This window comes from Burkholderia seminalis (assembly GCF_001718535.1).
GTDB classification, from domain to species: Bacteria; Pseudomonadota; Gammaproteobacteria; order Burkholderiales; family Burkholderiaceae; genus Burkholderia; species Burkholderia seminalis.
This window is the reverse complement of record NZ_CP013399.1, coordinates 429742-454844: the sequence shown is the minus strand read 5'-3', so window position 1 is coordinate 454844 and position 25103 is coordinate 429742. Positions and strand designations below refer to the sequence as shown.

Below are 25103 nucleotides of genomic sequence, written 5' to 3'. Positions count from 1 at the left end.
CGGTCAAACAATCAAGAAGAATATCGAAAGCCGAAAATATTCGTTCCTGCCGCCCCGGGCGCTTGCGTTATGGTCAGTGGTTGCGCCCCCCGCGGCGCGTTCCCGGCGCATGCAGGACGGCCCGGCGCGCGCGTGCTCGCCGTCGCGATGCCGGCATGCTGCCACCGATCGAACGGAATCACGAGGAATGCAGATGAACGATCCACGCGAACGATACGCGACGCGCAGCGCACGCCATGGCGCGACGAACGGAGCCGCGTCATGAGCGGCGCGCGCAGACGACTGAAGACGCTCGTCGGTGCGGCGAGCGTGCTGTACGCGCCCGGCGACCCGGACGTCGTGCACGGTGTGCGCCGCGCGGCGTCGCTCGCACGCAAGGCGGAAGCCGAGAAGATCACCGGCCTCTTTACCGCCGACCTGCTGCAGGCCGACGCGGCTGGCCTGGCCGGCACCACGGGCAGCCAGGAGCCGATCGTCGCGCTGGCGGCATTGAGCCAGGCGACCTCGTCGATCGGGCTCGTCGCGACGGTGTCGACCACGTATCACCATCCGTACAACCTCGCGCGGCTGATCGGCACGCTCGATCACGTCAGCGGCGGGCGGGCCGCGTGGAATGCGGTCACGTCGTCGGTCGGCGAGGAGAATTTCGGCGACGCGGCGTTGCCCGACCCCGAACGGCGTTACGCCCGTGCGGCCGAATTCGTCGAAGTCGTCAACGCGCTGTTCGATGCGAACGATCCGCGTGCGACGCGGCGCGCGCAGGGCGGCGGCCTCTCGGTCGACCCGCGCAAGCTCGGTGCGATCGACTACCACGGCGAGCACTTCCAGGTGCGGGGGCCGCTGAACGTGCCGCCGTCGCCGCAGCGCCGGCCGGTGCTGTTTCAGGCCGGGCAGTCGGCCAGCGGCGTATCGCTCGGCGCGAGGTACGCGGAGGTCGTCTACACGTCTCAGCCGACGCACGACGATGCGCGCGCGTTCGTCGCCGAGCTGCGCCGGCAGGCCGCCGCCTTCGGTCGCGGCGACCGGCCGCCGCTCGTGATGAACTCGTTTCATTCGGTGATCGGCGAGTCCGATGCCGACGTCGCGCGACGATTGCGCGACAAGCATGAGCGCATCGATTACGAACAAGGCAGGCTGAAGCTCGCCGACATGCTCGGCGGCAGTGTCGACTTGCGCGACCTGCCGCTCGATCAGCCGCTGCCGGCGGCGTTGCTGCCTGCTATCGACAGCGTCCATCGCCGGCGAGGGCGTGTCGCCATCTTCGTCGCCTATGCGCGCCAGCGGCTGACGCTGCGCGAACTGATCATCCGCGCACAGGAGACCGGCCACTGGTTCGTCGCCGGTACGCCCGAGCAGCTCGCCGATGCGATCGAGGCGCGCTATCGCGAGGGGCTCGTCGACGTGCTGTCGCTGCACGGGCTCGGCCAGCCGGACCAGGAAGACCTGCTGCTCAACGGCCTGCTGCCCGAATTGCGGCGTCGCGGCCTGCTCGATACCGACTACGTGGGCGGCGATTTCCGCGCGAATCTGGAGCTGCCGGCGCAGCGGCGCGAAACAGCGGAGGCGTGAGCGGGCGAACGATGCACCGTGCGTCGCGTTCGGCGGTGCGCCGTTCCGCCATATCGCGCGATCAGATATTCATCGAAAAAATAACCATTTGGTACACGCTTCGGCACGCATTACAGTCTCGCCTCCTGCCGGCTGCGACGCCGGTCGTTCCGACGTTATTTCAGAAATTCGCCACATGAATCGTTTGATGCGTTCCAGGGTCCGCCGTGCCGCGGCCGCGCTGTTCGTGCTCGGCCTCGTGCCGGCTTCCCATGCGGCCCAGCCGACGTTGCGCGTCGGCATCGACGCCGAGTCGTATCCGCCGTTCTTTTCGAAGGACGCGGGCGGCAAGTGGAAGGGCTGGGAAATCGACGTGCTCGATGCCGCGTGCGGCAAACTGAACGTGCGGTGCGAGCTCACCGACATTGCGTGGGACGGCCTGATTCCGGCACTGCAGAACCGCAAGATCGACGTGATCTGGTCGTCGATGACGATCACCGGCGAGCGGCAGAAAGCGATCGATTTCAGCCGTGCCTATTACGAATCGCCGACGGTGTTCGTCGGCGCGAAAAGCGACCGGCGCCGCGTCGACTGCGCGGTGCCCGCGAGCGTCAAGGGCAGCGTGATCGGTGTCGAGGCCGGCACGAACTTCTCGGCGTTCCTCGATGCCCGCTTCAAGCAGGACGCGCAGATCAAGGCATTCGACAAGTTCGACAACGCGCTCGCGGATCTGGTGTCCGGCCGTGTCGACTACGTGCAGGAAGGCAAGGGGCTGTTCACGGCCTTCCTCGCGTCGCGCGACGGCAAGGACTTCGAGGTCAAGGCGACCTGCGCGGACAATCCGCTGCTGGGCCTCGGGGTCGGCGCGGGCGTGCGCCGCGGCGATGCGCTGCGCGGCAAGCTGTCGACCGCGATCGCGCAGCTGCAGCAGGACGGTACGTGGGATGCGATCACCGCCCGCTATCCGAACCTGAAGGGCACGATCGAGAAGGGCCGCTGACCCGATGGCCGCGGACGACTCGCTGCTCGCGCTGCTTGCATTCGACGACGGTGGATATGGCCACGTGTTCGCGGGCGCGTTCGCGCTGACGTTCGGCGTCGCGGCGGCGTCGTTCTGCACCGGCGTGCTGCTCGGCATCGCCGGCGCGCTCGGCAAGCTGTCGCGCCACGCGCCGCTCGCATGGCTCGCGCGGCTCTACACGACGCTGGTGCGTGCGCTGCCCGAGCTGTTGTGCCTGCTGCTCGCGTTCTATGCGCTCGCGCCTGCCGTCGAGGTCGCGCTGCACCGCGGCGGCCTGGTGCCCGACGGCTTCGCGTTCCCGCCGTTCCTCGTTGCTGCGCTGTCGCTCGGTTTCATCCAGGGCGCGTATCTGACCGACATTTTCCGCGCGGCGCTCGTCAACGTGCCGATCGGGGAGATCGAAGCCGCGCATGCATACGGGATGACGCCATGGCAGACGTTCACGCGCATCCGGCTGCCGGCCGCCGCGCGGCTCGCATTGCCGGGCGTCGGCAACGTGTGGCTGAACGCGACCAAGGACGCGTCGTTCATCAGCGTGCTCGGCTCGTTCACGGACTTGCTGAAGGCGAGCCAGCTCGCGGCCGGCGCGACCCGTCACTACGTATTCTTCTATCTCGTCACGGCCGCGTTGTTCCTGCTGCTGAGCATCGCGTCGACGGGCATCTTCGCGGTGCTCGAGCGGCACGCGAACCGTGGCACGAGGCGCGCGACCGCATGATCTTCTCGCTGCCGTTCCTGTTCGATACGGTGATGCCGAAGCTGCTCGCCGCGGTGCCGACGACGCTCGCGTTGACGCTGCTGTCGGGCACGGCCAGCGTGCTGCTCGGCGTGCCGCTCGCGCTCGCCGCCGGTGCGCGCCATGCGCCGCTGCGCTGGTCCGCGCGCGGCTGGATCATGCTCGTTCGCGGCACGCCGCTGCTCGTTCAGCTGTATTTGCTGTACTACGGATTCGGGCAGATCGTCCCGCGCGAATGGATGCGCGACAGCTGGGCATCGCCGCTGCTGCGCGACGCGTTCTGGTACGCAATCGTCGCGTTGAGCGTGAACGAGAGCGCGTATGTCGCGACGATTCTGCGCGGCGCGATCGCCGGCGTGCCGGCCGGCGAGATCGAAGCCGGGTACGCATACGGCATGACGCGCGTGCAGGTGCTGCGCCGCATCGTCGGCCCGCGCGCGTGGCGGCTCGCGCTGCCCGCGCTCATCGGCGAGGCGATCCTGCTGCTGAAATCGACCGTCCTCGCGTCGACCGTGACGGTGTTCGACGTGATGGGAACGGCCAATACGCTGCGCTTCGAGACGTTGCGCGTCTACGAGCCGCTGGCCGGCGCGGCCGTCGTCTATGTCGTGCTGGTCGCGCTCCTCACCATTCCGGCCTCTCGTCTCGAGAGGCATGTCAATCGCCATCTGGCGCGCGCCCCCCACGCTCGCGTGCCTGCACGCCGTCGCCGCGCGTCGCCCAACGCGTGGGCGGCACCCAACTGATTCCTGCCCTGGTAACGAACCCCACGATGTCCGATCCTCGCCCCTTGCTGTTTTCCCTGTACGAACAAGCCAGCGTCGGCTGCGGCGGCGCGCCGAGCCTGTGGACCCATCCGGCCGACGAACGGCTGCGCGCGAATACGCTCGCGTTCTGGTCGGATCTCGCACGCACGGCCGAGCAGGCCGATCTCGACATGCTGTTCTTCGCGGACGTGCTCGGTCTGTACGACGTCTACGGCGGGTCGGCCGACGCGGCACTGCGATGGGCGGTCGAGGCGCCCGCGAACGATCCGATGATGCTGATTCCGGCACTTGTCGCGCAGACCGAGCGGCTCGCGTTCGGCGTGACGGCGAGCACGACCTACGAGCATCCGTTCGCGCTCGCGCGCCGCTTCAGCACGCTCGATCATCTGAGCAACGGCCGGATCGGCTGGAACATCGTGACGTCCTACCTGACGAGTGCGGCGCGCAACTTCGGGCTCGACCGGATGGTCGGCCACGACGAACGCTACGCGCGCGCGGAGGAATTTCTCGACGTCGTGTACAAATTGTGGGAAGGGAGCTGGGCGGACGACGCGGTCGTGGCCGACAAGCATGCGCCGCGCTATGCGCGTGGCGACCGCGTGCGGCCGATCGCGCACGAGGGCACGCACTATCGCGTGCAGGGGCCGCACGTCTGTGCGCCGTCGCCGCAGCGCTCGCCCGTGCTGATCCAGGCCGGCTGGTCCGGGCGCGGGCGCGAGTTCGCGGCGAAGCACGCGGAGGTGGTATTCGTCGCGAAGTCGAATCCGCACGAGATCCGCGCCGGCCTCGACGAGATTCGCCGGCTGGCGGTCGAACGCGGCCGGGCGGCGGACGACGTGAAGTCGCTGACCGTGCTGCGGATCGTGACCGCGCGCTCGTCGAGCGACGCGAAGGAGAAATACCACACGCTGCAGCAGCACTACCATCAGCACGCACAACTCGTCAGCTATGCGGGCGACACCGGTATCGACATCGACCGCTACGCGGACGACGAACCGCTGACGACGCGCACGGAAGGGCTCACGTCCTACGTCGTGCGGCCCGACGGCGGCGGCAAGCCGCTCACGGCCGGCGACGTGCGGCGCAAGTTCGCGAGCGTCACGCGCGGCACCGACCTGATCCTCGTCGGCGCGCCGGACGAAGTCGCGGATCAGCTCGCCGAGCATGCACGGCAGTCGACCACGAGCGGCTACATGCTCAATCCGCTGATCAGCCCGGGCACGCTGGACGATTTCGCCGAACTGATCGTGCCCGAACTGAAAAAGCGCGGCCTGTACCGGACGACTTCGCCGGCCGGTACCTTCCGCTCGCGGCTGAGCGGCCGCGACCGTCTGCCGGACACCGCGCATGGCGCGTCGTTCCGGCAATCCGCATCCGACGAACGGTGACGAGCCGGGCGATACCGAGCTGCTACCAGGGGAGGTACGTGACGTGAATCACGACGTGCTGTTCCGGTTTCAACCACGCCGTGCCCGACAGGGGTATCCGGCATGAATGCGACGGCGAACGGGATTGCCGGTGCGACGCGCGAAAGTCGATCACATCGATCGGCGTCGCCGCCGGTCCTGCGCGCGGCTGGCATCGCGAAGCGTTTCGACGCGACCGTCGCGCTGTCGGCGTTGAATCTGTCGATCGACGCGGGCGAAGTCGTCGCGCTGATGGGCGCGAACGGCGCGGGCAAGTCGACCTTCGTCAAGATCCTGAGCGGCGCGCTGCGCCCGGACGGCGGCACGCTGACACTGCGCGGCGAACCGTATCGACCGGCGTCGCCGCACGCCGCCAAGCGGCTTGGTGTCGCGACCGTCCACCAGTCGGTCGTCGACGCGGTCGTGCCGACGCTGTCGATCGCCGACAACCTGCTGCTCGACCGGCTGTGCGATCGGGCGTCACCGTGGCGTGCGACGCCGGCCGCACGGCGTGCCGCGGCGCGACCGCTCGCCGAGCGGGTCGGGCTCGACGTCGACCTGGCCGCGCCGCTGGCGTCGCTGTCGCTGGCGGATCAGCAGCGTGTGACGCTGGCGCGCGCGCTTGGCGGACAGCCGTCGCTGCTGATACTCGACGAGCCGACCGCCAGCTTGTCCGCACCGGAGGCCGAGCGGCTCTTCGCGCTGCTGGACGCGTTGCGCCGCGATGGCGTGGCGATCCTGCTGGTGTCGCATCGGCTCGGCGATTTGCGCCGCATGGCCGACCGCGTGGCGATCGTCCGCGATGGCCGGATCGTCGCGGATCTGCCCGCGCCCGTCGATTTCGATGCGGCGGTGGAAACGATGATCGGACGGCCGTTGCCGAAAACGCGTGAGCCGGCACCGGCCCGCGCCGCGGCGCGCGAGTCGGACGCCGCGTTCAGCATGCGGCGTATTCGGCTGACGCCGGCCAGCACGCCGTTCGACCTCGATGTCCGGCACGGCGAGATCGTCGCGATCGCGGGCCCGGTCGGCGGCGGCAAGTCGCGTCTTGCCAACACGATCTTCGGCGCCGCGCGGGCGGTGTCCGGCGACATGACGCTCGACGGCCGCCCGTGGCGCCCGCGTTCGCCGGCCGATGCGATTCGCGCCGGCGTCTTCCTGGCCGGCGAGGACCGTTGGCGCACGTCGCTGTTTCCCGACAGCGTGCCGTTCGCGTCGATCGCGGGCACGATCGGTTTTCCGTTTCTGGCGCGCTGGTTCGCGCGCGGCCCGGTGGGCAGGGCGCGTGAACGCGCGGCCGCCGCGGAGGCGATCGCACGGTTCGGCATCCGCTGCACCGGCCCGGACGATCGCGTGGTCCGCCTGTCGGGCGGCAATCAGCAGAAGGTCGTGCTCGCACGCTGGCATGCCGAACCCGCGCGGCTGTTGCTGCTCGACGAGCCGTTTCAGGGCATCGATGCCGGCGCGCGGGCCGATATCGTCGATACGCTGCGGCGTCACGCGCATGCCCGTGCGACGATCGTGTTCGTCAGCGATGTGGAAGAAGCTGCCGAGATCGCCGACCGTATCGTGCGGTTCGATCGCGCGACGCTCGATGACCTGCCTTCGACATCCTCCACCCTGAGCGCCCCCTGATGAAAACCGTGACTTCTTCCACCGAGCACGATGCCGCACCCGTCGAACGGCCGCGCGCCGCGCCGGCCCGCATCCGCGACGCTCTCGAGCGCACCGGCATCCTGCTCGTGCTGGTCCTGCTGGTGATCGGCTTCGCGCTCAGGGAACCCGCGTTCCTGAACGTCGACAATCTGTTCAGTATCCTGCAGTCGGTGTCGATCGTCGCGTTGCTCGGCGTCGGCGTGACGATCACGCTCGCGGCCGGCGGTTTCGACCTGTCGGTCGGCAGCGTGGCCGCGACCGCGCAGATGGCCGCCAGCTATGTGCTGGTCGTGTGGCACGGCAGCACGCTGGCGGCGGTCATCGCCTGCGTGACGCTCGGCATGGCCGCCGGGTGGTTCAACGGCGTGTTGATCACGCGCCTGCGCGTGCCCGACCAGCTCGCGACGCTCGGCACCTTGTTCCTGATGGCCGGCCTGCAATTGATTCCGACCGGTGGCCGTTCGCTCGCGACCGGCTCGGTGCTGCCCGACGGTACGGATGCAACCGGCGTGTTCCCCGACGCGTTTCTCGCGCTCGGCCGGTTGCGCGTGTTCGACGTGGTGCCGTTGCCGGTGCTGCTGCTCGTCGCTATCACGGCAGTCGCATGTGTCGCGATGGAGGCGACCCGATGGGGCCGCGTGATCCATGCGATCGGCGGCAACGAAACGGCCGCGCGGCTTGCCGGTGCGCCCGCCGCGCGCTACCGCGTGGCCGCGTATGTCGTATCGGGTGCGATCGCGTCGCTGGGCGGCGTATTGATCGCCGCGCGGGTCGGTCGAGGCGACGTGAGCGCCGGCCACTCGCTACTGCTCGATGCGGTGGCCGCCGCGCTGATCGGCTACGCGGTATGGGGCGCGAAGCGGCCCAACGTGTTCGGGACCGTCGTCGGCGCGGTATTCGTCGGTGTGCTGCTCAACGGGCTGACGATGCTGAATGCCCCGTACTACATGCAGGATTTCATCAAGGGGGCGCTGCTCGTGCTCGCGCTGGCGTTCACGTTCGGCATCGGGCGTCGGACGGATGCGCGCGCGTGACGCACGTGCCGTCATGCGTCGCAGCGGCTCGCATGGATCGGCCGGCTCGCGGAACGGTAACGGTTTGCCATCCGAAGTGATATCCATTTTCGAATCGCTCGGTTTGAGTTTGCATGCGGCGCTGATAGATTGAGCCGATATTGTCCAATGTGGAGACAGGCTCGCCATGCGCTCGTTGCTTCGCCGGAAATCGCGCGTCGATCTGAAGATCGGTGCGCTCGTGCTGTGTTTCGCGACTGCGCTGGGCGTACCCGCCGTGCAGGCCGGTCCGCTCAAGGGGGCGCCCGCGCCGTTCGACAAGGGCGGCGTGAAGATCGCGCTGGTCAACTATCTGTCCACCGGCGACTTCTTCCAGGCGTACGAGGCCGGCGCGCAGAAGCAGGCGCGTGCGCTCGGCATCGACCTGCGCATCTACGAGGGCCGGCAGGATGCGGCCGAGCAGCGCGAGCAGATCCAGCAGGCGATCAGCGTCGGGGTGTCCGCGATCATCGTCAATCACGGCCTGCCGGAGTCGCTGAAGGACGTCGTGCAGCGTGCGCTGGACAAGGGCATCAAGGTCGTTGCGTTCGACGTCGATCTCGGCAACCCGAAGGTGCCGCAGATCGAGCAGAACGATCGCGACCTCGCGAACCTGCTGCTCGGGCAGGCCGTCAAGGACAACGGCGACGCGTTTTCGGCCGGGTACGTCTACGTTGCCGGTTTTGCGCCGCTCGACCGCCGCGACGCCGCGTGGCGCGACTTCAAGCGCGCGCACCCGAAGGTGCAGGAGAAGGCGCGCTGGGGCACCGTCGACACGCCGATCGCGCAATCGGTCGCGAATCAGGCGGCCGCGGCGTACCGAGCGAATCCGGATATCCGCGTCGTCTTTGCGCCTTACGACGAGTTCGCGCGCGGCGCGAAGCTCGCCGCGGACGAAGCGAAGCTGTCGTCGAAGATCCGCATCTACAGTGCCGACATCTCGACGGCCGACATCGAGGCGATTCGTGCGCCCAACAGCGCGTGGGTCGCGACGGCCGCGACCAATCCCGCGGTCGTCGGCGCCGTGTCGGTGCGCGCGGCCGCACTGCTGGTCGCCGGCCAGAACCCGGGCGCGCGCATCGCGGTCAAGCCGACGCTGATCACGCGCGACGATCTCGTGAAAAACGACATTCGCACCGTGGCCGAGCTCGGCGTGAAGTTCCCCGCATTCCGGGCAAGCGACGCGGCGACTGCCGCATGGATTCCGGCGGTCGACTGATCGCGTGCGAATGCAGCGAGCGATCCGCGCAATCTACCCATGATTCGACCATGACGACTCTCAACGACTATCTCGTACAAAAGCGCGATGCGTGGCACGCGAAGCAGCAGGCGGCCCGCAACGATCCCGAATTCAAGGCGACGCCGCTGAAGGCGACCGTGCGCGCGCTCGGTCGCAGCGGCGTGCGCGAGATCCGGATTCGCGACTTCCAGGTGATCAGCGACAGTCCGCCGGACTTCGCGGGCTATAACCTCGGGCCCGCATCGCCGGAGCTGCAGCTTGGCGTGCTCGGCAGTTGCCTCACGCATATCACGTTGATTCAGGCCGCGGAGCGTGGCCTGAAGGTCGACTCGATCGCGGTCGAGGTCACCGGCGACCAGCATCCGCTCGCACAGCAGCCGGGGTTCGAGCATGTTCCGGTATTCCCGCACAACATCCGCTATACGCTCGACATCGTGTCGCCCGAGCCGCCCGAAGCCATTCGCGCGTTGCACCAGGCGGTCGAGGCGGTCTGTCCGATCTTCAACTTGCTGAGGCTGCCGCAAGATATCGGCGGCGAATTGAGGCATACGCAAGGTTGACGCGCCGGACTGACGATTCGTTCATGCAGCTTCGCGGCATTCACATGCGGGTTTCATTGTGGTTTCGCGTTTCGTCGTGCCGGGCGCGGCAAACATGGTGCGGATCGAGTCGGTGTGTCGGCGTTCGATACGCAACCGTCGAGGCATGATCCATATACGATTCGGTATGCGAATCGTTAAGGAGAAGCGTCGCAATCCGACCCACCTGGGAGGACTGTCGGGCAGTATTGGCTTGGCTTTTACTGATGGATTCCGCTCAGGAACGAACATCCGTGTGTATGGGTAGAATCATGACCAATCGGCGCCAGATGCGGTGGCCGTCCCATTTCGCGAGACATGGCGATGAAGGTAACGATTGCGTACATTGACGAACCCCCTTTCGGATGGACGGAACCCGGAGGAACTGCTTCGGGTGCCGATATTGAACTGGCCGGTGTCGTTCTTCGGGCGATTGGCGTCACGCGGATCGAGCATCGCCTGACGACATTCAGTGAACTGCTGCCCGGCGTTGCAACTGGACGCTGGGATATGAACGTTCCGCTCTTCATTACGCCTGAACGCGCCAGATCGGTCGCATTCAGCGAACCTGTATGGGGGATCGGCGACGGCTTTCTGGTTCGGGCCGGTAACCCGAAGGGCCTCAACAACTACACGTCACTCGCCAAACGCTCCGACGCCCGCCTTGGCATCATTGCCGGACAGGTTCAGCACGACTCGGCAAAAGAGGCGGGCATAAGCGATGACCAGATAGCCGTCTTCGCGCAACAAGCCGACGCGATTGATGCGGTTCTCTCCGGCACGATCGACGCGTACGCGAGTACGGCGCTGGGAAATCGCATTGTTGCGGATCGGATTGGAGCCTCAGCGCTTGAGGCCGTGCCGCACGAGCCGGAAGCGAATGGCAAACAACAGAGGCCCCCACTCGGCGCATTCTCGTTCGACCCGCAAAACAGCGAGTTGCGCAATGCGGTAAACCGGCAACTCCGTTCTTATTTGGGTTCACCGGACCATCGGGCCAGAATGGCGGTATTCGGCTTGTCGTCCAACGAGATCGACCCCGCTCTCGAGTGGTGAGCATGGCGGGTGTCAACCGATAATCGCCAGTCGGAAGAGCTTGATGGATTGCCGTCAATTTTCGGGCGCCCGTCCAACAATCGATCTCGAACCGATCGAATTGAATGGCTGTCCGGGAGGAAACCGCATGGCTGCTTCGGGTTGCGGATTCAATCGGTCATGATGGGCTGCAGCCGGCGCCACAAGCGGCCGTTCGGCACGAGCAGCCAGATTGTTGACAATCGGCGCGTGTTGTTTCGCTGGGGGGCGGGTTTCGAGCGGATCGTTTGCGGAAGTTCGACGACGCGGGACGAACGACGACCGACTGCGGCGGTCGGAGGCCCGGGTTCGGCATTCCTGCGTCTCGTCGCTCGACTAGAGCACTTTTTTCATCGACGGTGCGGTGTGAAGCACAAAGTTCTGACGCTCATAGAAGGAAACAGCCTCTGGTCTCGCGTCGAGAAACACGGCACTCATGTCGCGAGCCCGTGCGTCGGCTTCTGCATATGCCATCAACGCGTGACCTGTACCGCTTCCCCGAGCTTTGGCAGTTACGACAAGATCATCGATGTGCAGATGTGCTCCGCGCGCCAGCGTGTGGACCGGCCTCATCCCCATGACGCCGAGAAGCTCGCCGTTCTCGAACGCTCCCACGAGCTCGAAACCAGAATGCGATTGCCGCTGCACTCGCTTCAAGAACTCCGCTTCGTCCAGTGAGCGCAATTGGGAAATGACTGGAAAGGCTTGCGCCCATTCTGCCGGGGTAAGCCGTCGAACGTTGACATTGGTGCGGCGACTCTGACTCATGGCGTGTGACCCGGGTTTAAAGGATGTGAATTCTTACACACAAATCCGCCTTATCTCACAGCCCGATATCCGCTAGCGAGAAAGACGAAGGACTGTTGTGGGTCGATCTCCGCCGGTCGCGTATCACAAGGCGTCGGCCGGCCACGTTCGGCCACGAACGGCCGTTCGACACAGCTTTTTAGATCGTCGACAATCGGTGCAGGTAAGGGCGTAGCTTTTAGCGGTTACCGTCGATCAGATCGTTCAGCAGCGCATCGAACGCGGCCTGTGCGTCTTCAAGTTCCTGCAGGGCGGCATCGAAGGTTTGCAGCGCGAACGGCGAAGGCTCGCCGCTGCCTTGCGGCGGAAATTGCTTCTGCATCGAGGCGAACGTGCTCTGCACGCGCAGCGTGGCGGCCACCATGCGCTCCATCGCCTGGGTTTCTTCGGCTCGGGCCTGTTCCGGATTCATTCCACTCTCCTTGGATGGTTTTCTTGAAGACCAGATCGTACACGCTGTGTTCGTTCTTGCCGCCCTTGGCAGAACGACTCCGTTGAAGGTTCCAACGGCACGCTGCGCGAGAAGCGATTTAATCGGGAATGGTTCCGCAGTCGCGCCGAGGCCAAGATACTCATCGAGCGTGGCTACAAAATCCCGCCTCAGGTCAGCGCCGCCTTGCGTCGAAGTGACGCTCTGAGCAACGTCTTGCGACCGGGTGGCATGATCGGGTCGCAAGACGTGTGCTGACCACGGAGCCACTAACACCCCGACGAACCAGAGGTTTTGAACGACCGCTTTGGCGTAGAGCAAAATAATTCCGTCACTCCAGAATTCTCATGGATCAAGGCCTCCGTCCCGCGAATTGACGACTTTATTGACGGTCGCATCAAAATAATGCCGTCAACTCGCCTACGTCCGCATTAAATTTGTCAATTCGCGTAGTGGAGCAAGGGTTCCGGTGGTAACGTCCTGATTTCTGGACCGATTCCCGGCCCACCGCGCGGCCGGTCGAAGCGCTGACTTCAGACAGGACGCTCTCTGTCTCAAGCTCGGTCATCTATGCTGGAAAAGCGGTGTTGCGGGACATTCGGGGTCAACTGCGTCCGCCTGCTCCCGGCCACAAACGGACGTTCGACACCGTGCGTCACTTGGACGACAATTGACTGGCTTCCTGCGTTCGCAGGCCGTCGACAGGTTCCTAAATGCCGATTAGAGAAACGCTGCGCTCCCCGGGGGGCATCGTCGTACTCAACGGTCCGAGCAGCTCGGGCAAAAGCACATTGTCCAGATATCTGTGCGAGAACCTGGACGAGCATCCTTTGCACGTTGAGCTTGATGTATTCCGAAGCATGGAGCCTGCCGACTATTGGGACGTCGAGAAGCCGTTGGTAGAGATTCGCGTGGCAGCCCTGTGTCGGGCGATCAATGCCACGGCCGCCACTTTTTTCAGACACGGTCAGGCCGTGATCGTCGATCATGTTCTCTCGTCCGATTCGTGGCGCTACATGCTTGAAGACCTGGTCGAGCTACCGGTACTTATTATCGGCGTTTCTTGTGCGCTTGAAGTTCTAATCGAGCGCGAACAGGCCCGTGGCGATCGTAAGATCGGACTGGCCGAGTCTCAGTTTCACTCGATTCACGCTAACCGACACTACGATTACGTTGTCGACACATCATCTTCGAACGGTGTCGAATGCGGTCAGCAGGTCCTGAAGTGGTTACAAACCCGACCGACACCTGCTGCATTCACGAAGATGCACCAGCGGTTTTTCCAGTAACCCGGATGGATAGGTTTCGGCCAAGAAGGGACATTCGGTGTCAGATCGTAGATCATCGACAACGAACAACATCTCTCCCGACGTTCACCGCAGGTAGCATGGTGAAATCCACGATATGCAAATCGACAGTAAGCGCTCGATCATGGCCGTCATTGCCAATCTTCAACAATACAAAAAGAGGGGAAAGCCGTGTCAGTTATTGAGACCTTGATGGAAACTGCGGTTGCTGACGTTGATCAATTGCGTGTAATGGATGCACAGGGAGACGACTTTGGCATGCCTCGCGAAGTCGATTTTTGCCTGATTGCACCGTCCGCCGAGAAGGCATCGATCGTTTCGGGCTTCATTAACGACTACCAGTACGGCCGCGCTTCGGTGCAACAAGTTGACGACCAATTTCGCGTCCTAGTCTTCATCCATATGCCAGTTCTCCAGCACAATATTTTAGCTGTGTCGGGATTCATGACGTGTATCTCTGCGTTTTTTGGGCTGACCTACGATGGGTGGGGGTGCGTCGCTCAAAAACGCAACTGACAAAATTTCTAGACGTATTGCCGCCGACGCAATCCGGTCAGGAAGGGACGGTCAATGGCACCTGGTAGATTAGCGTCAACAATCTGTGCGTTATAAACTGTGGCGATTACAATCGCAACCGACTACGAAGTGAATACCACAACGCTCGGCGGATTTTCTAATAGGCGCTGAGCCGCAGATAAGCGAGGGCCCAGATGTATGCTCCTGGTGATTCTATATTGCTAGCATTTTTCTGGTGTTGGGTATGGTTCTCCACTATTTTTGTGAGCCTGACCACCATCTTTTTTGTTGGGACGCACAGGGATGAGAGTTGGTTCAGTCGGTCCCCGCTATGGTGGACAATACGGATACTGATAATAGTATTGGCGATTGGTGGAATGTTTGGCGTGGCCCGTGTCTCATATCTCTTACGGGCCGCCAATGCGTTACACATGCTAAGTTGGATGTTCGGTATCGTCCTCGGAGTTGGTCTCTTTATTGCGCTGCGGAATCCTCGGAGTAGAAAGGATAACCCTAGCACCAATTAAGTGATCGTCTTCCCCTAAGTCCCAATAAACCTCGGTAGACGTCCGCTTCGGAGAAATCGGAATGTCCCTTGTGGGTCGGAAGTCGCCCGTCGCGCGTCGGAGGCAGCGACCGGCTGAGTTCGGCCAGGAGCGGCCGGTCGAGGCCGCCTCCACTTTGGCTAACCAAGGCCACGTCAGCCCTCGCTCAATAGTCGTTGTTCGGCAGCTAATTTCCGCCTGCACTGCCTCAAACCGCCACCCGTTTGAGCCATTCGACGCAGCTACCGAATGGGGCGCTCCATGACGATCAACTCTCCGAGAAATCGCGGATTGGTCGTCCGTCGGATTTCCTCAAATCCCTCGCGCTGCCAAAATGCGAACGCACGCGGATTCGTCGAAACGGCCGCGAGTTGCGCCCTGCGGAAGCCCCACTCACGCGCCAGGGCATCGAGCAACGCTAACGCGGTCTTTCCGTAACCACGACTCCGGTACGCATCGGAAAATAACAGCAGTCCGATCCAGATGCAGTCGTCAGTTGGATATGCGCGAATCACGTCGGCACAGCCAACCATGTCTGGCCCGACGTAAAACCCGAAGACTGATTTATCTCCCCCATCTTTACCTGCAGGCTTGCCGTGGAAGAAATCATCAACATCTTCTTTGGAGGGCGACCGTCCTTCTACCAGTTGAGTATAAGAGGCGGCTTCGATAAAGACGCGCGATACATTCGCGTAATCGCTATCCGAATCGATGCTGAGAGGGCGGACTGTGACCATCTGGCGCTTGTTCGAAGTGTGAGGCGCAATTCTAAGTCGATTTACCCATGAACACACGCAGCACAACATGGCGCTAGCATCCGCTTCATGGGAAGTTGAAGGTCGCTTCCGGGTCGGATAGCGGCCGCCGGTAGAGGCGCACACTCAATCTCCCTTTGCGTGAAAGGAGATTGTCATGGAAATCGAGCGTGTTTTCGTTGGCCACGAGATAACCGGGGTATCGATGTCTCATGTGCCGCCGAGGTTTGAGCCGCGAGCTGACTAAAACTTGGGCGCCGTCCAGTAATCAGAAGATAAACGGAACCTGACGAAGCGCCAGGCGATGCTCTATTTTTGCTCGTGAACCTTCATGCGGCCGCGCCTCGCGCCGGGGAGCATTGACGTCTGAACGTTTCCGGGCCGCTGTGCTCTTCGACGAGCGGTAACCCAACCCTTCACGTATCGACACGCGGCATACGCATGACGGAGATGCAGCGACATCATCCGACGCGTGTCACGTCGACGCCTTCGCTAAATTCTTCCAGCAAGAAATTGATGAAGGCACGGGCCGCCGTCCGGGTCGCACGGCCGAGGGGGAAATAGGCGTGCACCTTGGTGCCGACCATCGACCAGTCGGTGAGGATCGGCACGAGTGATCCTTCCTCCAGCTCCCTGCGGCACGCCCAATATCCTATCGAAGTAATACCCAAGCCAGCCTTCGCAGCTGCAACTGCGCCCTCGTTGTCGCTGAACGACAGGTTGGGTTCTATCGGCACGTTGGTGGTTATCTCCTTTTGCGTAAATGTCCAGGCGGTACTGACGGTGGCCGCGGGCCCATAGACGATCCGGTGACCGACGAGCGCGTCCGGCGAAACGGGCGTGCCGCATCGGGCGAGATATGCAGGGGAGGCGACGATCAGTCGTGCGTAGCTCGTGAGCAGACGCGCCGTCGCGTTCGAGTCCGGGAGGGTTCCGATACGGATGGCGACATCGACTGCGTCCCGGACAAGGTCCTGGCGACGGTCGTCGAGCACGATCTCGATCCGTAGCAGCGGATGACGTTCAGTAAAACGGGGAAGTCGGGGAATGATTTCCCGCACGCCGGCACTCGTCGGCATCCCAACGCGAAGCGTTCCACGAAGCTCGTCCTGCCGGACGCTTTGTCCTGCATCGTCAAGCTGATCGAGCACCCCCTCGACGCGAATGAGATAGTCGGCACCCGCCTCGGTCGGAATCACGGCGCGTGTGGTCCGGGCCAATAAAAGCGTGCCCAACTCGGCCTCGATATCGGCGACAGCTCGCGAGGCTTGCGATTGCGAGATCGACAGCTCCCGCGCGGCGGCCGAGAAACTTTGCAGTCGAGCCACCCGGCAGAAAATCCGCAACGCGTTGATGTCCATCGTATTCCTCGTGGCGCCTGACGTTCTATCTATGCAATTTCCGGATAGATCATAACCGGGTTTCACGGCTAGTGCACGGCGTGCCCGACCTCTATATTGACTCCAACGCAGCAAGAAACCGTCAATTCCGGCAGGCTGCCACCACCCTGGTGAGCGCGTCGGTGAACAGAGGATTGAACCATGAACAGCATCAGTCACGATACAGCACCGACGCAGTTCGTCGAGGCCAACGGCATCCGCTTCGCCTACCGCCGGTTCGGCAAGCCGGGCGGCTTGCCGCTCGTCTTCAATCAGCACTACACCGGCACCCTGGATCACTGGGATCCGGCAGTGACCGACGGTTTTGCCAAGGATCGCGAAGTGATCCTTTTCAATAATGCTGGCGTCTCCAGCTCCTCGGGCGACACGCCGACGAGTTTCCAGGAAATGGGGGCCAATGCGATTGCGTTCATTCGCGCGCTGGGCCTGACTCAGGTCGACGTACTCGGCATTTCGATTGGGGGCTTCGTTGCGCAGGAGATCGCGCTGCAGGGCGGTGACCTTGTCCGCAAGATCATCCTCGTCGGCACCGGGCATCGTTCGCAGGACATGTCGGAAAGCCGCTCCGCGGAAATCTTCGCCGGCAGCTATGACCCGCCCGAACATCTGTGGCTTGCTGTCCATTTCGGGCCTTCCGAAGCCAGCCAGAAGGCCGGCCTTGCCTTTCTCGAGCGCAAGCTGCGTCGTCAGGATCGCGATCCGCAAGTGAGCGCGCAAACCATTGCCGCCCAAGGCGAGGCGATCGGCAAGTGGCATGTGCCGAACGATAGCGCGCTGGCGTATCTGAAATCGATCCGGCAGCCCGTGCTGGTCGTCCAGGGCAGCAACGACGTCATTATTCCGACGAGGCATTCGTTCACGCTCCAGCAGCATCTGCCGAACGCGCAGCTGATCGTCTATCCGGATTCCAATCACGGGTCGATCTATCAGTATCCGGACACGTTCGTCGCCAATGCGACGACGTTCCTCGACGCCTGAAACCAGCCGCTGACCCGTCAATCGGGCCAGCGGCACCTGACGCGACGGAGCGACAGATGGCTCGTCATCGCCCACTCCACCTCGGTGCATTCATGCGCCCCGCAGCCATCCACACGGGCGCGTGGCGCTATCCGGGCGCCGACCCGCAGGCGAATTTCAGCCTCGACCAGATGCGGCGCTCGATCCGGCGACTGGAAGAGGCGAAGTTCGATGCCTTCTTCATGGCCGACCATCTGGCGTTATTGAATATGCCGATCGCGGCGCTCATGAGGAGCCACACGGTGACGTCATTCGAACCTTTCACGCTGCTCTCGGCGCTGTCGGCGGTTACCGAGCGGATCGGGCTGATCGCCACAGCCTCGACAACCTTCGATGCGCCGTATCACATCGCCAGGCGGTTCGCGTCGCTCGACCACATCAGCGGTGGCCGGGCCGGCTGGAACGTGGTGACGACGGCGAACCCCGACGCGGCCCTGAACTTCGGCTACGAGGCCCAGATGGATCATGACGAGCGCTACGAGCTTGCACGCGAGTTCGTGGATGTCGTCACCGGTCTGTGGGACAGCTTCGCTGATGACGCCTTCGTCAGGGACACGGAGAGTGGGGTCTTCGTCGATCCGGCACGCATTCATGCGATTGGTCACGAAGGCCCGTTACTGACAGTACGCGGCCCGCTCAACATCGCACGGCCTCCGCAGGGCTGGCCCGTGATTGTTCAGGCCGGGGCGTCGCCGGCAGGCCGTCAGCTCGCGGCGGAAACCGCGGAGGTCGTTTTCGGCGCTCCGCCGACGATGGAGGCCGCACGCAGCTTCAATGCCGATGTTCGTGCGCGCATGGCTGCGATCGGGCGCACACCCGACATGCTGCGTTACCTGCCCGGTGCTTTTGTCGTCGTAGCCGACAGCATGGATGAGGCGCTCGAGCGACGCGCGACGCTCGACAGTCTCGTCCACTACGACAGTGGTATCGGCTCCCTGAACTCGATGCTGGGATTCGACGTTTCCGGCCATGACCCCGATGGGCCACTGCCGGAGATCCCGGAGACGGAAGCCGGTCGTTCGCAGCGCGAGCGCATGGTCAATCTCGCCCGGGAGAAAGGTCTGACGATCCGGGCACTCGCGCAAGCCGCCGGCAGTTATTCGGGCTTCACGTTCGTCGGCACCGCGACGTCGATCGCCGACGAGATGCAGGAGTGGCTGGAGACAGAGGCCTCCGATGGCTTCAACGTCATGTTTCCGTGGATTCCCGGCGGCCTCGACGAAGTGGTCGACAAGCTCGTTCCGGAGCTTCAGCGGCGCGGTCTGTTCAGACGCGAATATGAAGGGCGAACACTAAGGGAGCATCTCGGCCTTTCGCGGCCGTCCAACCGCTTCTTTCCGTACGAGCCCGGCGCGGTTGTCTGATCTTTCATTTTTCGATAAAGGATTTCTCCATGGCACGCATCGTCACCTTTGCCGAATATGGCGCCCCCGATGTTCTGAAGATCGAGGAAGTCGCATTGCCGGAACCAGGGCCGGATGAGATTCGCATTGCCGTCAGGGCGATCGGATTGAACCGTGCGGAATCGATGTGGCGCACGGGCGTCTATGTTGAACCGGTCAATCTCCCCGGCCGGCTGGGCTATGAGTCCGCGGGCGTCGTGGAGGCCGTGGGAGAAAACGTCACGCACCTCGCGGTGGGCGATGAGGTTTCCACCATGCCGGCCTTCTCGATGAACGACTACGGCCTGTACGGCGATCATGTGCTGGCGCCAGCAAGTGCGGCAGTGAAGAAGCCATCGTCCATTTCGTTCGAAGAAGCGGTTTCGATCTGGAATCCCTTCATCACTCCATGGGGCGCATTTATCGAAAGCGGCATCGTCACGGACAAGGATACCGTGATCATCACTGCCGGTTCGAGCAGCGTGGGCATCGGTGCGATCCAGGTTGCGAAGCTTGCGGGCGCGAAGGTCATCGCAACGACGCGCACCAGGGAAAAGGCCGCGCAAATCGGCATGGCGGGCGCGGACCATGTCGTCGTCACCGACGACCAGGACCTGGTGGGCGAGGTCGAACGGATAACCGGCGGTGCGGGTGCGACTGTCGCGTTCGATCCGGTCGGCGGTCCCGCTTTCCCCAAGCTGATCGACGCCCTGGCGCCGGGTGGCACCGTCATGATCTATGGCGCGTTAAGCGACGAAGTGACGCCGCTTCCCATGCTCCGCGCGCTCGCAAAGGAGGTCGTGATCCGAGGTTATAACCTGTTCTCGATTACGACCACCCCGGCCCGTCAGGCCAAGGTTGCCCGATTCGTTTACGACAATCTCGAAGCGGGCAAGCTGACGGCAACCATCTCGAAGTACTTCCGGTTCGAACAAATCGTCGACGCGCATCGCGAGCTGGAGAAGAACCGGCACATCGGCAGGATCGTCGTCACGCTGTAGCTTGCGGTAGCCACTTGTAGCGAACTTCCGCTCGACGAAGTTTCAACTTGTAGTTCTGGCGTTATGAAAAACATCCGGGCGATCCAGGTGCCCGCGACTCATCCTCTACTTAATGGACAAAATCATGGCAAGTACACTTCAAGGAAAGATTGCTCTTGTGACCGGCGGCTCGCGCGGTATCGGCGCCGCAACCGCCATCCAGCTCGCTGCGGAAGGCGCCACCGTCGCGCTGAGTTATTCCAGCAGCGAGATCGCAGCCGGAGAGGTCATTGCAACGATCGAAGCGTCCGGTGGCAAGGCGATTGCCCTGAAGTCCGACCAGGCGGACGCAACAGCGGTCAAGGCATTGATTGCGGAAGTTGTCGAACGGTTCGGCCGGATCGACATCCTTGTCAATAACGCCGCCGTGTTCGTGACGGGCACGGTGGCCGAGACCACCGATACATCGGGCTTCGAGCGACAACAGAAGATCAATTACGAAGCCGTGGTAACCGCTATTCGAGAAGCCTCGCGGGTGATGGCGAGCGGCGGCAGGATTATCTCGATTTCGTCGGCGCTCGCCTGGCGATCGACATGGCCCGGCCTTGCTGACTACAGCGCAACGAAGCGCGCGATCGAGGGCTACAGCAAAGGCGCCGCGCGGGATCTGGGCCCGAAGGGGATTACCGTGAATGTTATCGGCACCGGTTCGACGAATACCGAGATGAATCCTGATAACAGTCCCTTTGCCGAGGCGCAGGCAGCCGCCACTGCGCTCGGACGCTTCGGTCGGCCTGAAGAGATCGCCTCCGTGGTCGCCTTCGTCGCCAGCCCTGCGGCGAGCTTCATTACCGGCGCGATTATTCCTGTCGACGGTGGCTACAGCGCGTAACGCAATACGAGCCACGTGACGCAATGCTTGCCGTTTCGTGGCTCCGATAACCAAGAATTTTTATGGACTGCAAAAGGAGTCGGAAAATGAATGATTCGCCCGTAGTACTCGTGACGGGAGCGCTTTCTGGAATTGGTCGCGCAACCGCGATTGCCTTCGCGAAAGAGAAAGCTCGGCTGGTCATCTCGGGCCGTCGACTCGAAGAGGGCAGGAAGCTCGCAGACCAACTGCGTTCGTCTGGTGCCGAAGTGGAATTTGTGCAGGCAGACGTGCGCTTCGAGGACCAGGTCCAAGGCCTGGTCGACCGCGTCATTTCCCGCTTTGGCCGCCTGGATATTGCGGTGAACAGCGCCGGTTACGAGGGCGACCCGGCACCGATAGTTGAACAGAACGTCGATCAATACGCTTTCGTTTTCGATACGAATGTGCTCGGCACGTGGCTGGCGCTCAAGCACGAGATCCGCGCCATGGCAGCCCAGGGCGGCGGGAGCATCGTCAATGTATCGTCGACGATGGGTATTCGCGGCGCCCCCAGGAACGCACTGTATGTCGCCAGCAAGCATGCGGTCGAGGGTCTGACGAAATCCGCCGCGCTCGAGACAGCCGCATTCAATATTCGAGTCAATGCAGTCGCTCCGGGGCCCATCCAGACTGAAATGCTCGACCGCATAACGGGCTCCGAATCGAGCAAGGCCGCGATGCTCGCCACCGTGCCGCTTAAACGTGCGGGAACGCCTGAAGAGATTGCGGACGCAATCATTTTTGTGGCGTCGGAAAAAGCGAGTTTCATGACCGGAGAAGTTCTGAGAGTTAACGGCGGACGAACTGCTGCTTAACCGCTCCGGCCCGGTCTTTCCATGGACACGTTCATCTGTTGCATAGACGTTCGGACACGGTTGTTGCAGCCTCCCACCGCGTGGATTACGTCATGGCCTGGATGAATCGGCTATCAACCGGGCTTCGTACTGCCCGGTTGCAAAGGCATGTCACCGAGCCACTGCATGAATTCACCCACGTGTTGCGCCCAGAGGTCGGGACGCGTCATGGTGAAATGGCCGGGCGACGATGACGTGCCCTGTTGCACCACGTACCGGCCCTGCGGAAGCGTCGGGACGAGTCTCTCGAGGACTTGTAGCGTGTCGGGATTGAACTCGTCGTCGGAAAAATTCAGGGCGAAGAGCCTGGCCTTGATCCTCGAGAGCGCTGGCTCGGGATCGTAGCTGAATGACGACTTCAGCGAATACAGGATGTCGTTCGGGTCGACGTGCTCCGCCTGGAAGCGGGTGGCCGCGAGAAACTTGTCCGCTGCCACGCCATCCGGAATTTCCTGCTGCAGTGCGGGCGCACTGTCGATCATCATCCGCAGCACCCTGAAACCATCGACCCAGCCGCGTGGCGTTTCCGTGTAGTCGCCGCTCTTCCAGTCCGGATCGGAGCGGATGTCGTCGATCACCATGCGTCGCCACAGCAGATTGCGACCTGAGACCGAAATCGGCAGCGAGACCACCGGCATCACGCCGTCCATCATGCCGGGATAGGTCTCCGCCCATTGCCACGCGTTCATGCCACCCATCGACATGCCGAGAATCGCATGCAGATGCCCGATGCCCAGGGTTTCGGTGACCAGCTTGTGCTGAAGATCGACGATGTCGCCGTAATCATAGTTCGGAAATTTCGCCTTCAGTCCGTCACTGGGTTTGCTCGACTGCCCATGGCCCACGTTGTCGGGAAAGATCAGATAGTAGCGCCGCGCGTCGAGCGGACGCCCCGCGTCGAACAGCGCCTTCGTGTAAGTCGGGCTCAGCAGCGTGCGGCTGTCCGCACCGGTCCAGTGCAGGACCAGGACGGCGTTGTCGATGGCCCCCTGTGCATCGCGATGTGGCGTGCCGAGCGTCGCGTAGTGAAGCTTTAGCCGGGCCAGCGTCTCGCCGTCCCGGAACCTGTAGTTGTCGAACCAGGCATCGCTTTGGACAGCCGCCGGATTCACGCGCTGGTCCCAAGGCGTGGCTCCGTTGGCGGAAGCAGCGGCCGGCGCGTTGGACTGGGCCGCTGCGGTACCCGCGAACAGGGAGCTTGACAGCAACAAGCCAAGCAGCGTGCCGGCTGCGGCACGGGTAAGACGAGACTTCATGATGATTTCCTGGTTGAAGAGGGCGTGTGCGCCCTGGTCCGGCTCAAGCCGTTGGATTGGCATGCTTTACCGCGGAGTCCGGCACGACGGGCTGGCGACGCAGCAGGTCGAACGCCATGATGTGGCTCGCCCCGGAAATACCCACGCCGTAAAACGGGATCAATGCCATCGGCAGCGTCTGGATGCCGGACATGCGTGGATCGTTGAGCAGGAAGCAGGTCAGCCCGGTACCGACCGCGACGACAAAATCGGCAAACCCGAACAGATGGAACGCCAGATATCGGTTGCGCGTCTTCGGCAGCAGCGTGACGCCGAGGGCCAGCCATCCGGCGATGAAGTCGCCCCATCCTGCATTTCGCACGAAGGCTTCCGGCAAGAGGTCGTGGGCTCCGTACCAGAAGAAGACCAGCGCGGCCGCGATGCGCCAGATATGGAATGCCGTCAGCGTTCGCAGCCCAATGGTCTCGATGTAGGCGCGAAACCTTCCGGACAGTGCGTATACGACGACCGGTGCCACGATGCCCAACGCGATCAGCCCTGCGAGCCACAGCGGGTAGACGGCACGGAAGATGCCGAATTCGGCGGCGACGGCAACGGCCAGCCCCCAGACGAGCAGTACGCCCAGCAGGACGCGCGTTCCGCGGCTCTTTTGTGTTTCAATTGGCTGATCCATTTTAACTTTCCATTAGTTAACCTAATTTTTGAGCTTGCTTTCAGGCCAAGATCCGGACGCATTGTCCAAGCGTTACAGCGCGCCCTTTCCGCCGTCTTCGGACAGCTTCAGAAGCGGTGTCGACTTGAACAGGTTTTCCGGCTGTACGCGCTCCCAGAGGCTGCCTATCCCTTGCTGCCGGCCGCGTTCGTCTTCACGGCGTAGCCACTGTTCGACCGTCCTGATTCGATTCGGATGGATTTCATCGAGCAGCTCGTAATCACGCCGGATCACACCGTGCTTCCAGATGTTCCAGAACCCGGTGAAGTTGTCGCGGAAGCTCATCGTGCTCTTGTCACTCGGATCCGCGTTGTATCCAGCGGGCCGGCTCGCGGCCATCTTGAGCGGGCCGTTCCAGTAGGTGTCCAGATCCGTGTCGATATAGCGCGCCGGATGCCCGGTCACCCGCTCGAACGCCTCGGCCAGTTTCTGGTACTCGACCTGCTCGATCGCGACTTCGAGGTCCATGCCGTTCGCGCGCTCCGGATGGTCGAACAGCCAGCGTGCGTAATAGCCGCAATCGTCCAACGCGACATGCGGCACCGCGCCGTTGCCGAGCGGCACGCGCCAGGTCACCACGCCGTCCTCCACGAACGGCGTCATCGGCGTCATCGCCGAGATCGCCATCTCCATGTACGGCCCCGTGGTGAACACGGCGGCGCCCATACGGTCCCGGTTCGTCTGGTTCTGGAACAGGATCCATTCGCCGATGCGGCCTTTGCCGTCATAGTGGCCCGCGCGGAAACGGGAGTCGTAGCCGGCTTTCTTGAGTGCGTAGTCGAGGTTGCCGTACACGAAGAACTGGATGCCTTCCTCGAGCGCGATTTCGTAGCAACGGATCGCCCAATAGATCTCCGTTTTCTCTCCGGTGTTGAATCCGTCGAGATTGATGTATGCCCCGTCGCAGCCGCGGAAACCTTCTCGCAGGATGGCTTCATCGGCGAATGTGCCTTTCAGGATCGATACGTTGCCGAGTGCAAGCAACGCCTTGGCCCGCCGGGAATCGGGGTCCCGACTCAAGGCCCGGACGGAATACTTGCCGTCGGCGACGAGCGCGCCGACGACGGGCAGCCCCTGCGCGCCGGTGCCGCCCACGACGAAAATCCTGGAAGTGGCGTGGGAAGTCATGTTCGTTTCCTCGAGTTTGATTG

The 25103-nt window shown here is 63.1% G+C and carries 24 protein-coding genes and 1 pseudogene; 18 read left to right on the top strand and 7 right to left on the bottom strand.

What is annotated here, in order from left to right; genetic code table 11:
• The first annotated feature begins 261 nt into the window (after positions 1 to 261).
• The 10 genes from WJ12_RS17885 to WJ12_RS17840 all read left to right on the top strand — a co-directional run bounded on the left by WJ12_RS17885 (position 262) and on the right by WJ12_RS17840 (position 11060).
• Complete coding sequence (locus tag WJ12_RS17885) at positions 262 to 1569, top strand: NtaA/DmoA family FMN-dependent monooxygenase (RefSeq protein ID WP_059562185.1); 1308 nt, start codon at positions 262 to 264, stop codon at positions 1567 to 1569.
• A 175-nt stretch (positions 1570 to 1744) separates the two neighbouring features.
• Positions 1745 to 2548 carry a transporter substrate-binding domain-containing protein gene (locus WJ12_RS17880; RefSeq protein ID WP_049036649.1) on the top strand — a complete coding sequence of 268 codons (804 nt, stop codon included), beginning with the start codon at positions 1745 to 1747 and terminating at the stop codon, positions 2546 to 2548.
• Positions 2549 to 2552: 4 nt separating this feature from the next.
• A complete protein-coding gene (locus WJ12_RS17875) occupies positions 2553 to 3287 on the top strand; it encodes an ABC transporter permease (RefSeq protein ID WP_059562182.1) in 735 nt (244 codons plus the stop codon).
• Positions 3284 to 4051: an ABC transporter permease subunit gene (locus tag WJ12_RS17870; RefSeq protein WP_034190419.1), complete on the top strand. Its 768-nt coding sequence runs from the start codon at positions 3284 to 3286 to the stop codon at positions 4049 to 4051. The genes WJ12_RS17875 and WJ12_RS17870 overlap by 4 nt, the downstream gene beginning before the upstream one ends.
• A 26-nt stretch (positions 4052 to 4077) precedes the next feature.
• Positions 4078 to 5460 (top strand): LLM class flavin-dependent oxidoreductase, encoded by a 1383-nt coding sequence (locus WJ12_RS17865; protein WP_059562179.1) that lies wholly within the window; start codon positions 4078 to 4080, stop codon positions 5458 to 5460.
• Positions 5461 to 5562: 102 nt separating this feature from the next.
• Positions 5563 to 7113: a sugar ABC transporter ATP-binding protein gene (locus WJ12_RS17860; RefSeq protein WP_059562176.1), complete on the top strand. Its 1551-nt coding sequence runs from the start codon at positions 5563 to 5565 to the stop codon at positions 7111 to 7113.
• A complete protein-coding gene (locus WJ12_RS17855; RefSeq protein WP_059562173.1) occupies positions 7113 to 8168 on the top strand; it encodes an ABC transporter permease in 1056 nt (351 codons plus the stop codon). The genes WJ12_RS17860 and WJ12_RS17855 overlap by 1 nt, the downstream gene beginning before the upstream one ends.
• Before the next feature lie 166 nt (positions 8169 to 8334).
• Entirely contained in the window at positions 8335 to 9405 is a 1071-nt protein-coding gene (locus WJ12_RS17850; RefSeq protein ID WP_059562170.1) for a substrate-binding domain-containing protein, read from the top strand.
• Between the two features lie 50 nt (positions 9406 to 9455).
• Complete coding sequence (locus WJ12_RS17845; RefSeq protein WP_049036658.1) at positions 9456 to 9986, top strand: OsmC family protein; 531 nt, start codon at positions 9456 to 9458, stop codon at positions 9984 to 9986.
• A 342-nt stretch (positions 9987 to 10328) separates the two neighbouring features.
• The gene (locus tag WJ12_RS17840; RefSeq protein WP_059562230.1) at positions 10329 to 11060 is read left to right on the top strand and encodes a transporter substrate-binding domain-containing protein; all 732 of its coding nucleotides are present in this window, start codon (positions 10329 to 10331) and stop codon (positions 11058 to 11060) included.
• A 354-nt stretch (positions 11061 to 11414) separates the two neighbouring features.
• Here WJ12_RS17840 and WJ12_RS17835 read toward each other — a convergent pair whose 3' ends face one another.
• Together WJ12_RS17835 and WJ12_RS17830 are read right to left on the bottom strand one after the other, a co-directional pair.
• Complete coding sequence (locus tag WJ12_RS17835) at positions 11415 to 11846, bottom strand: GNAT family N-acetyltransferase (protein ID WP_034190424.1); 432 nt, start codon at positions 11844 to 11846, stop codon at positions 11415 to 11417.
• A 217-nt stretch (positions 11847 to 12063) separates the two neighbouring features.
• Positions 12064 to 12297, bottom strand: a complete 234-nt coding sequence (locus WJ12_RS17830; protein WP_011549124.1) for a hypothetical protein — start codon at positions 12295 to 12297, stop codon at positions 12064 to 12066.
• A 63-nt stretch (positions 12298 to 12360) separates the two neighbouring features.
• Here WJ12_RS17830 and WJ12_RS37240 point away from each other — a divergent pair.
• From WJ12_RS37240 to WJ12_RS17820, 3 genes and pseudogenes are all read left to right on the top strand, one after another.
• Positions 12361 to 12468, top strand: a pseudogene (locus tag WJ12_RS37240) (integrase core domain-containing protein); the annotation flags it as partial.
• A 560-nt stretch (positions 12469 to 13028) separates the two neighbouring features.
• Positions 13029 to 13604: a chloramphenicol phosphotransferase CPT family protein gene (locus WJ12_RS17825; RefSeq protein ID WP_059562167.1), complete on the top strand. Its 576-nt coding sequence runs from the start codon at positions 13029 to 13031 to the stop codon at positions 13602 to 13604.
• Between the two features lie 210 nt (positions 13605 to 13814).
• Positions 13815 to 14138: a ribonuclease E inhibitor RraB gene (locus tag WJ12_RS17820; protein WP_197423895.1), complete on the top strand. Its 324-nt coding sequence runs from the start codon at positions 13815 to 13817 to the stop codon at positions 14136 to 14138.
• Between the two features lie 787 nt (positions 14139 to 14925).
• Here the strand turns inward: WJ12_RS17820 and WJ12_RS34945 are convergent.
• The gene (locus WJ12_RS34945) at positions 14926 to 15420 is read right to left on the bottom strand and encodes a GNAT family N-acetyltransferase (protein WP_049036459.1); all 495 of its coding nucleotides are present in this window, start codon (positions 15418 to 15420) and stop codon (positions 14926 to 14928) included.
• A 479-nt stretch (positions 15421 to 15899) separates the two neighbouring features.
• Complete coding sequence (locus WJ12_RS17810; protein ID WP_049036458.1) at positions 15900 to 16799, bottom strand: LysR family transcriptional regulator; 900 nt, start codon at positions 16797 to 16799, stop codon at positions 15900 to 15902.
• 180 nt (positions 16800 to 16979) lie between these two features.
• On the opposite strand from WJ12_RS17810, the gene WJ12_RS17805 reads away from it, so the two are divergent.
• The 5 genes from WJ12_RS17805 to WJ12_RS17785 all read left to right on the top strand — a co-directional run bounded on the left by WJ12_RS17805 (position 16980) and on the right by WJ12_RS17785 (position 21945).
• Positions 16980 to 17816, top strand: a complete 837-nt coding sequence (locus WJ12_RS17805) for an alpha/beta fold hydrolase (RefSeq protein ID WP_059562159.1) — start codon at positions 16980 to 16982, stop codon at positions 17814 to 17816.
• Between the two features lie 56 nt (positions 17817 to 17872).
• Positions 17873 to 19219, top strand: coding sequence for an LLM class flavin-dependent oxidoreductase (locus WJ12_RS17800; RefSeq protein WP_059562156.1), 1347 nt, complete (start codon positions 17873 to 17875; stop codon positions 19217 to 19219).
• A 29-nt stretch (positions 19220 to 19248) separates the two neighbouring features.
• A complete protein-coding gene (locus WJ12_RS17795; RefSeq protein ID WP_059562154.1) occupies positions 19249 to 20238 on the top strand; it encodes a zinc-dependent alcohol dehydrogenase family protein in 990 nt (329 codons plus the stop codon).
• Between the two features lie 124 nt (positions 20239 to 20362).
• Positions 20363 to 21109 carry an SDR family NAD(P)-dependent oxidoreductase gene (locus tag WJ12_RS17790; RefSeq protein WP_059562228.1) on the top strand — a complete coding sequence of 249 codons (747 nt, stop codon included), beginning with the start codon at positions 20363 to 20365 and terminating at the stop codon, positions 21107 to 21109.
• An 86-nt stretch (positions 21110 to 21195) separates the two neighbouring features.
• Positions 21196 to 21945, top strand: a complete 750-nt coding sequence (locus WJ12_RS17785; RefSeq protein ID WP_034190476.1) for an SDR family NAD(P)-dependent oxidoreductase — start codon at positions 21196 to 21198, stop codon at positions 21943 to 21945.
• A gap of 113 nt (positions 21946 to 22058) precedes the next feature.
• Here the strand turns inward: WJ12_RS17785 and WJ12_RS17780 are convergent, their stop codons facing one another.
• From WJ12_RS17780 to WJ12_RS17770, 3 genes are all read right to left on the bottom strand, one after another.
• The gene (locus WJ12_RS17780; RefSeq protein ID WP_034190477.1) at positions 22059 to 23240 is read right to left on the bottom strand and encodes an alpha/beta fold hydrolase; all 1182 of its coding nucleotides are present in this window, start codon (positions 23238 to 23240) and stop codon (positions 22059 to 22061) included.
• 43 nt (positions 23241 to 23283) lie between these two features.
• Complete coding sequence (locus WJ12_RS17775) at positions 23284 to 23913, bottom strand: hypothetical protein (protein ID WP_051701043.1); 630 nt, start codon at positions 23911 to 23913, stop codon at positions 23284 to 23286.
• 72 nt (positions 23914 to 23985) lie between these two features.
• Positions 23986 to 25080, bottom strand: coding sequence for an NmrA family NAD(P)-binding protein (locus tag WJ12_RS17770; protein WP_034190430.1), 1095 nt, complete (start codon positions 25078 to 25080; stop codon positions 23986 to 23988).
• Positions 25081 to 25103 lie beyond the last annotated feature (23 nt).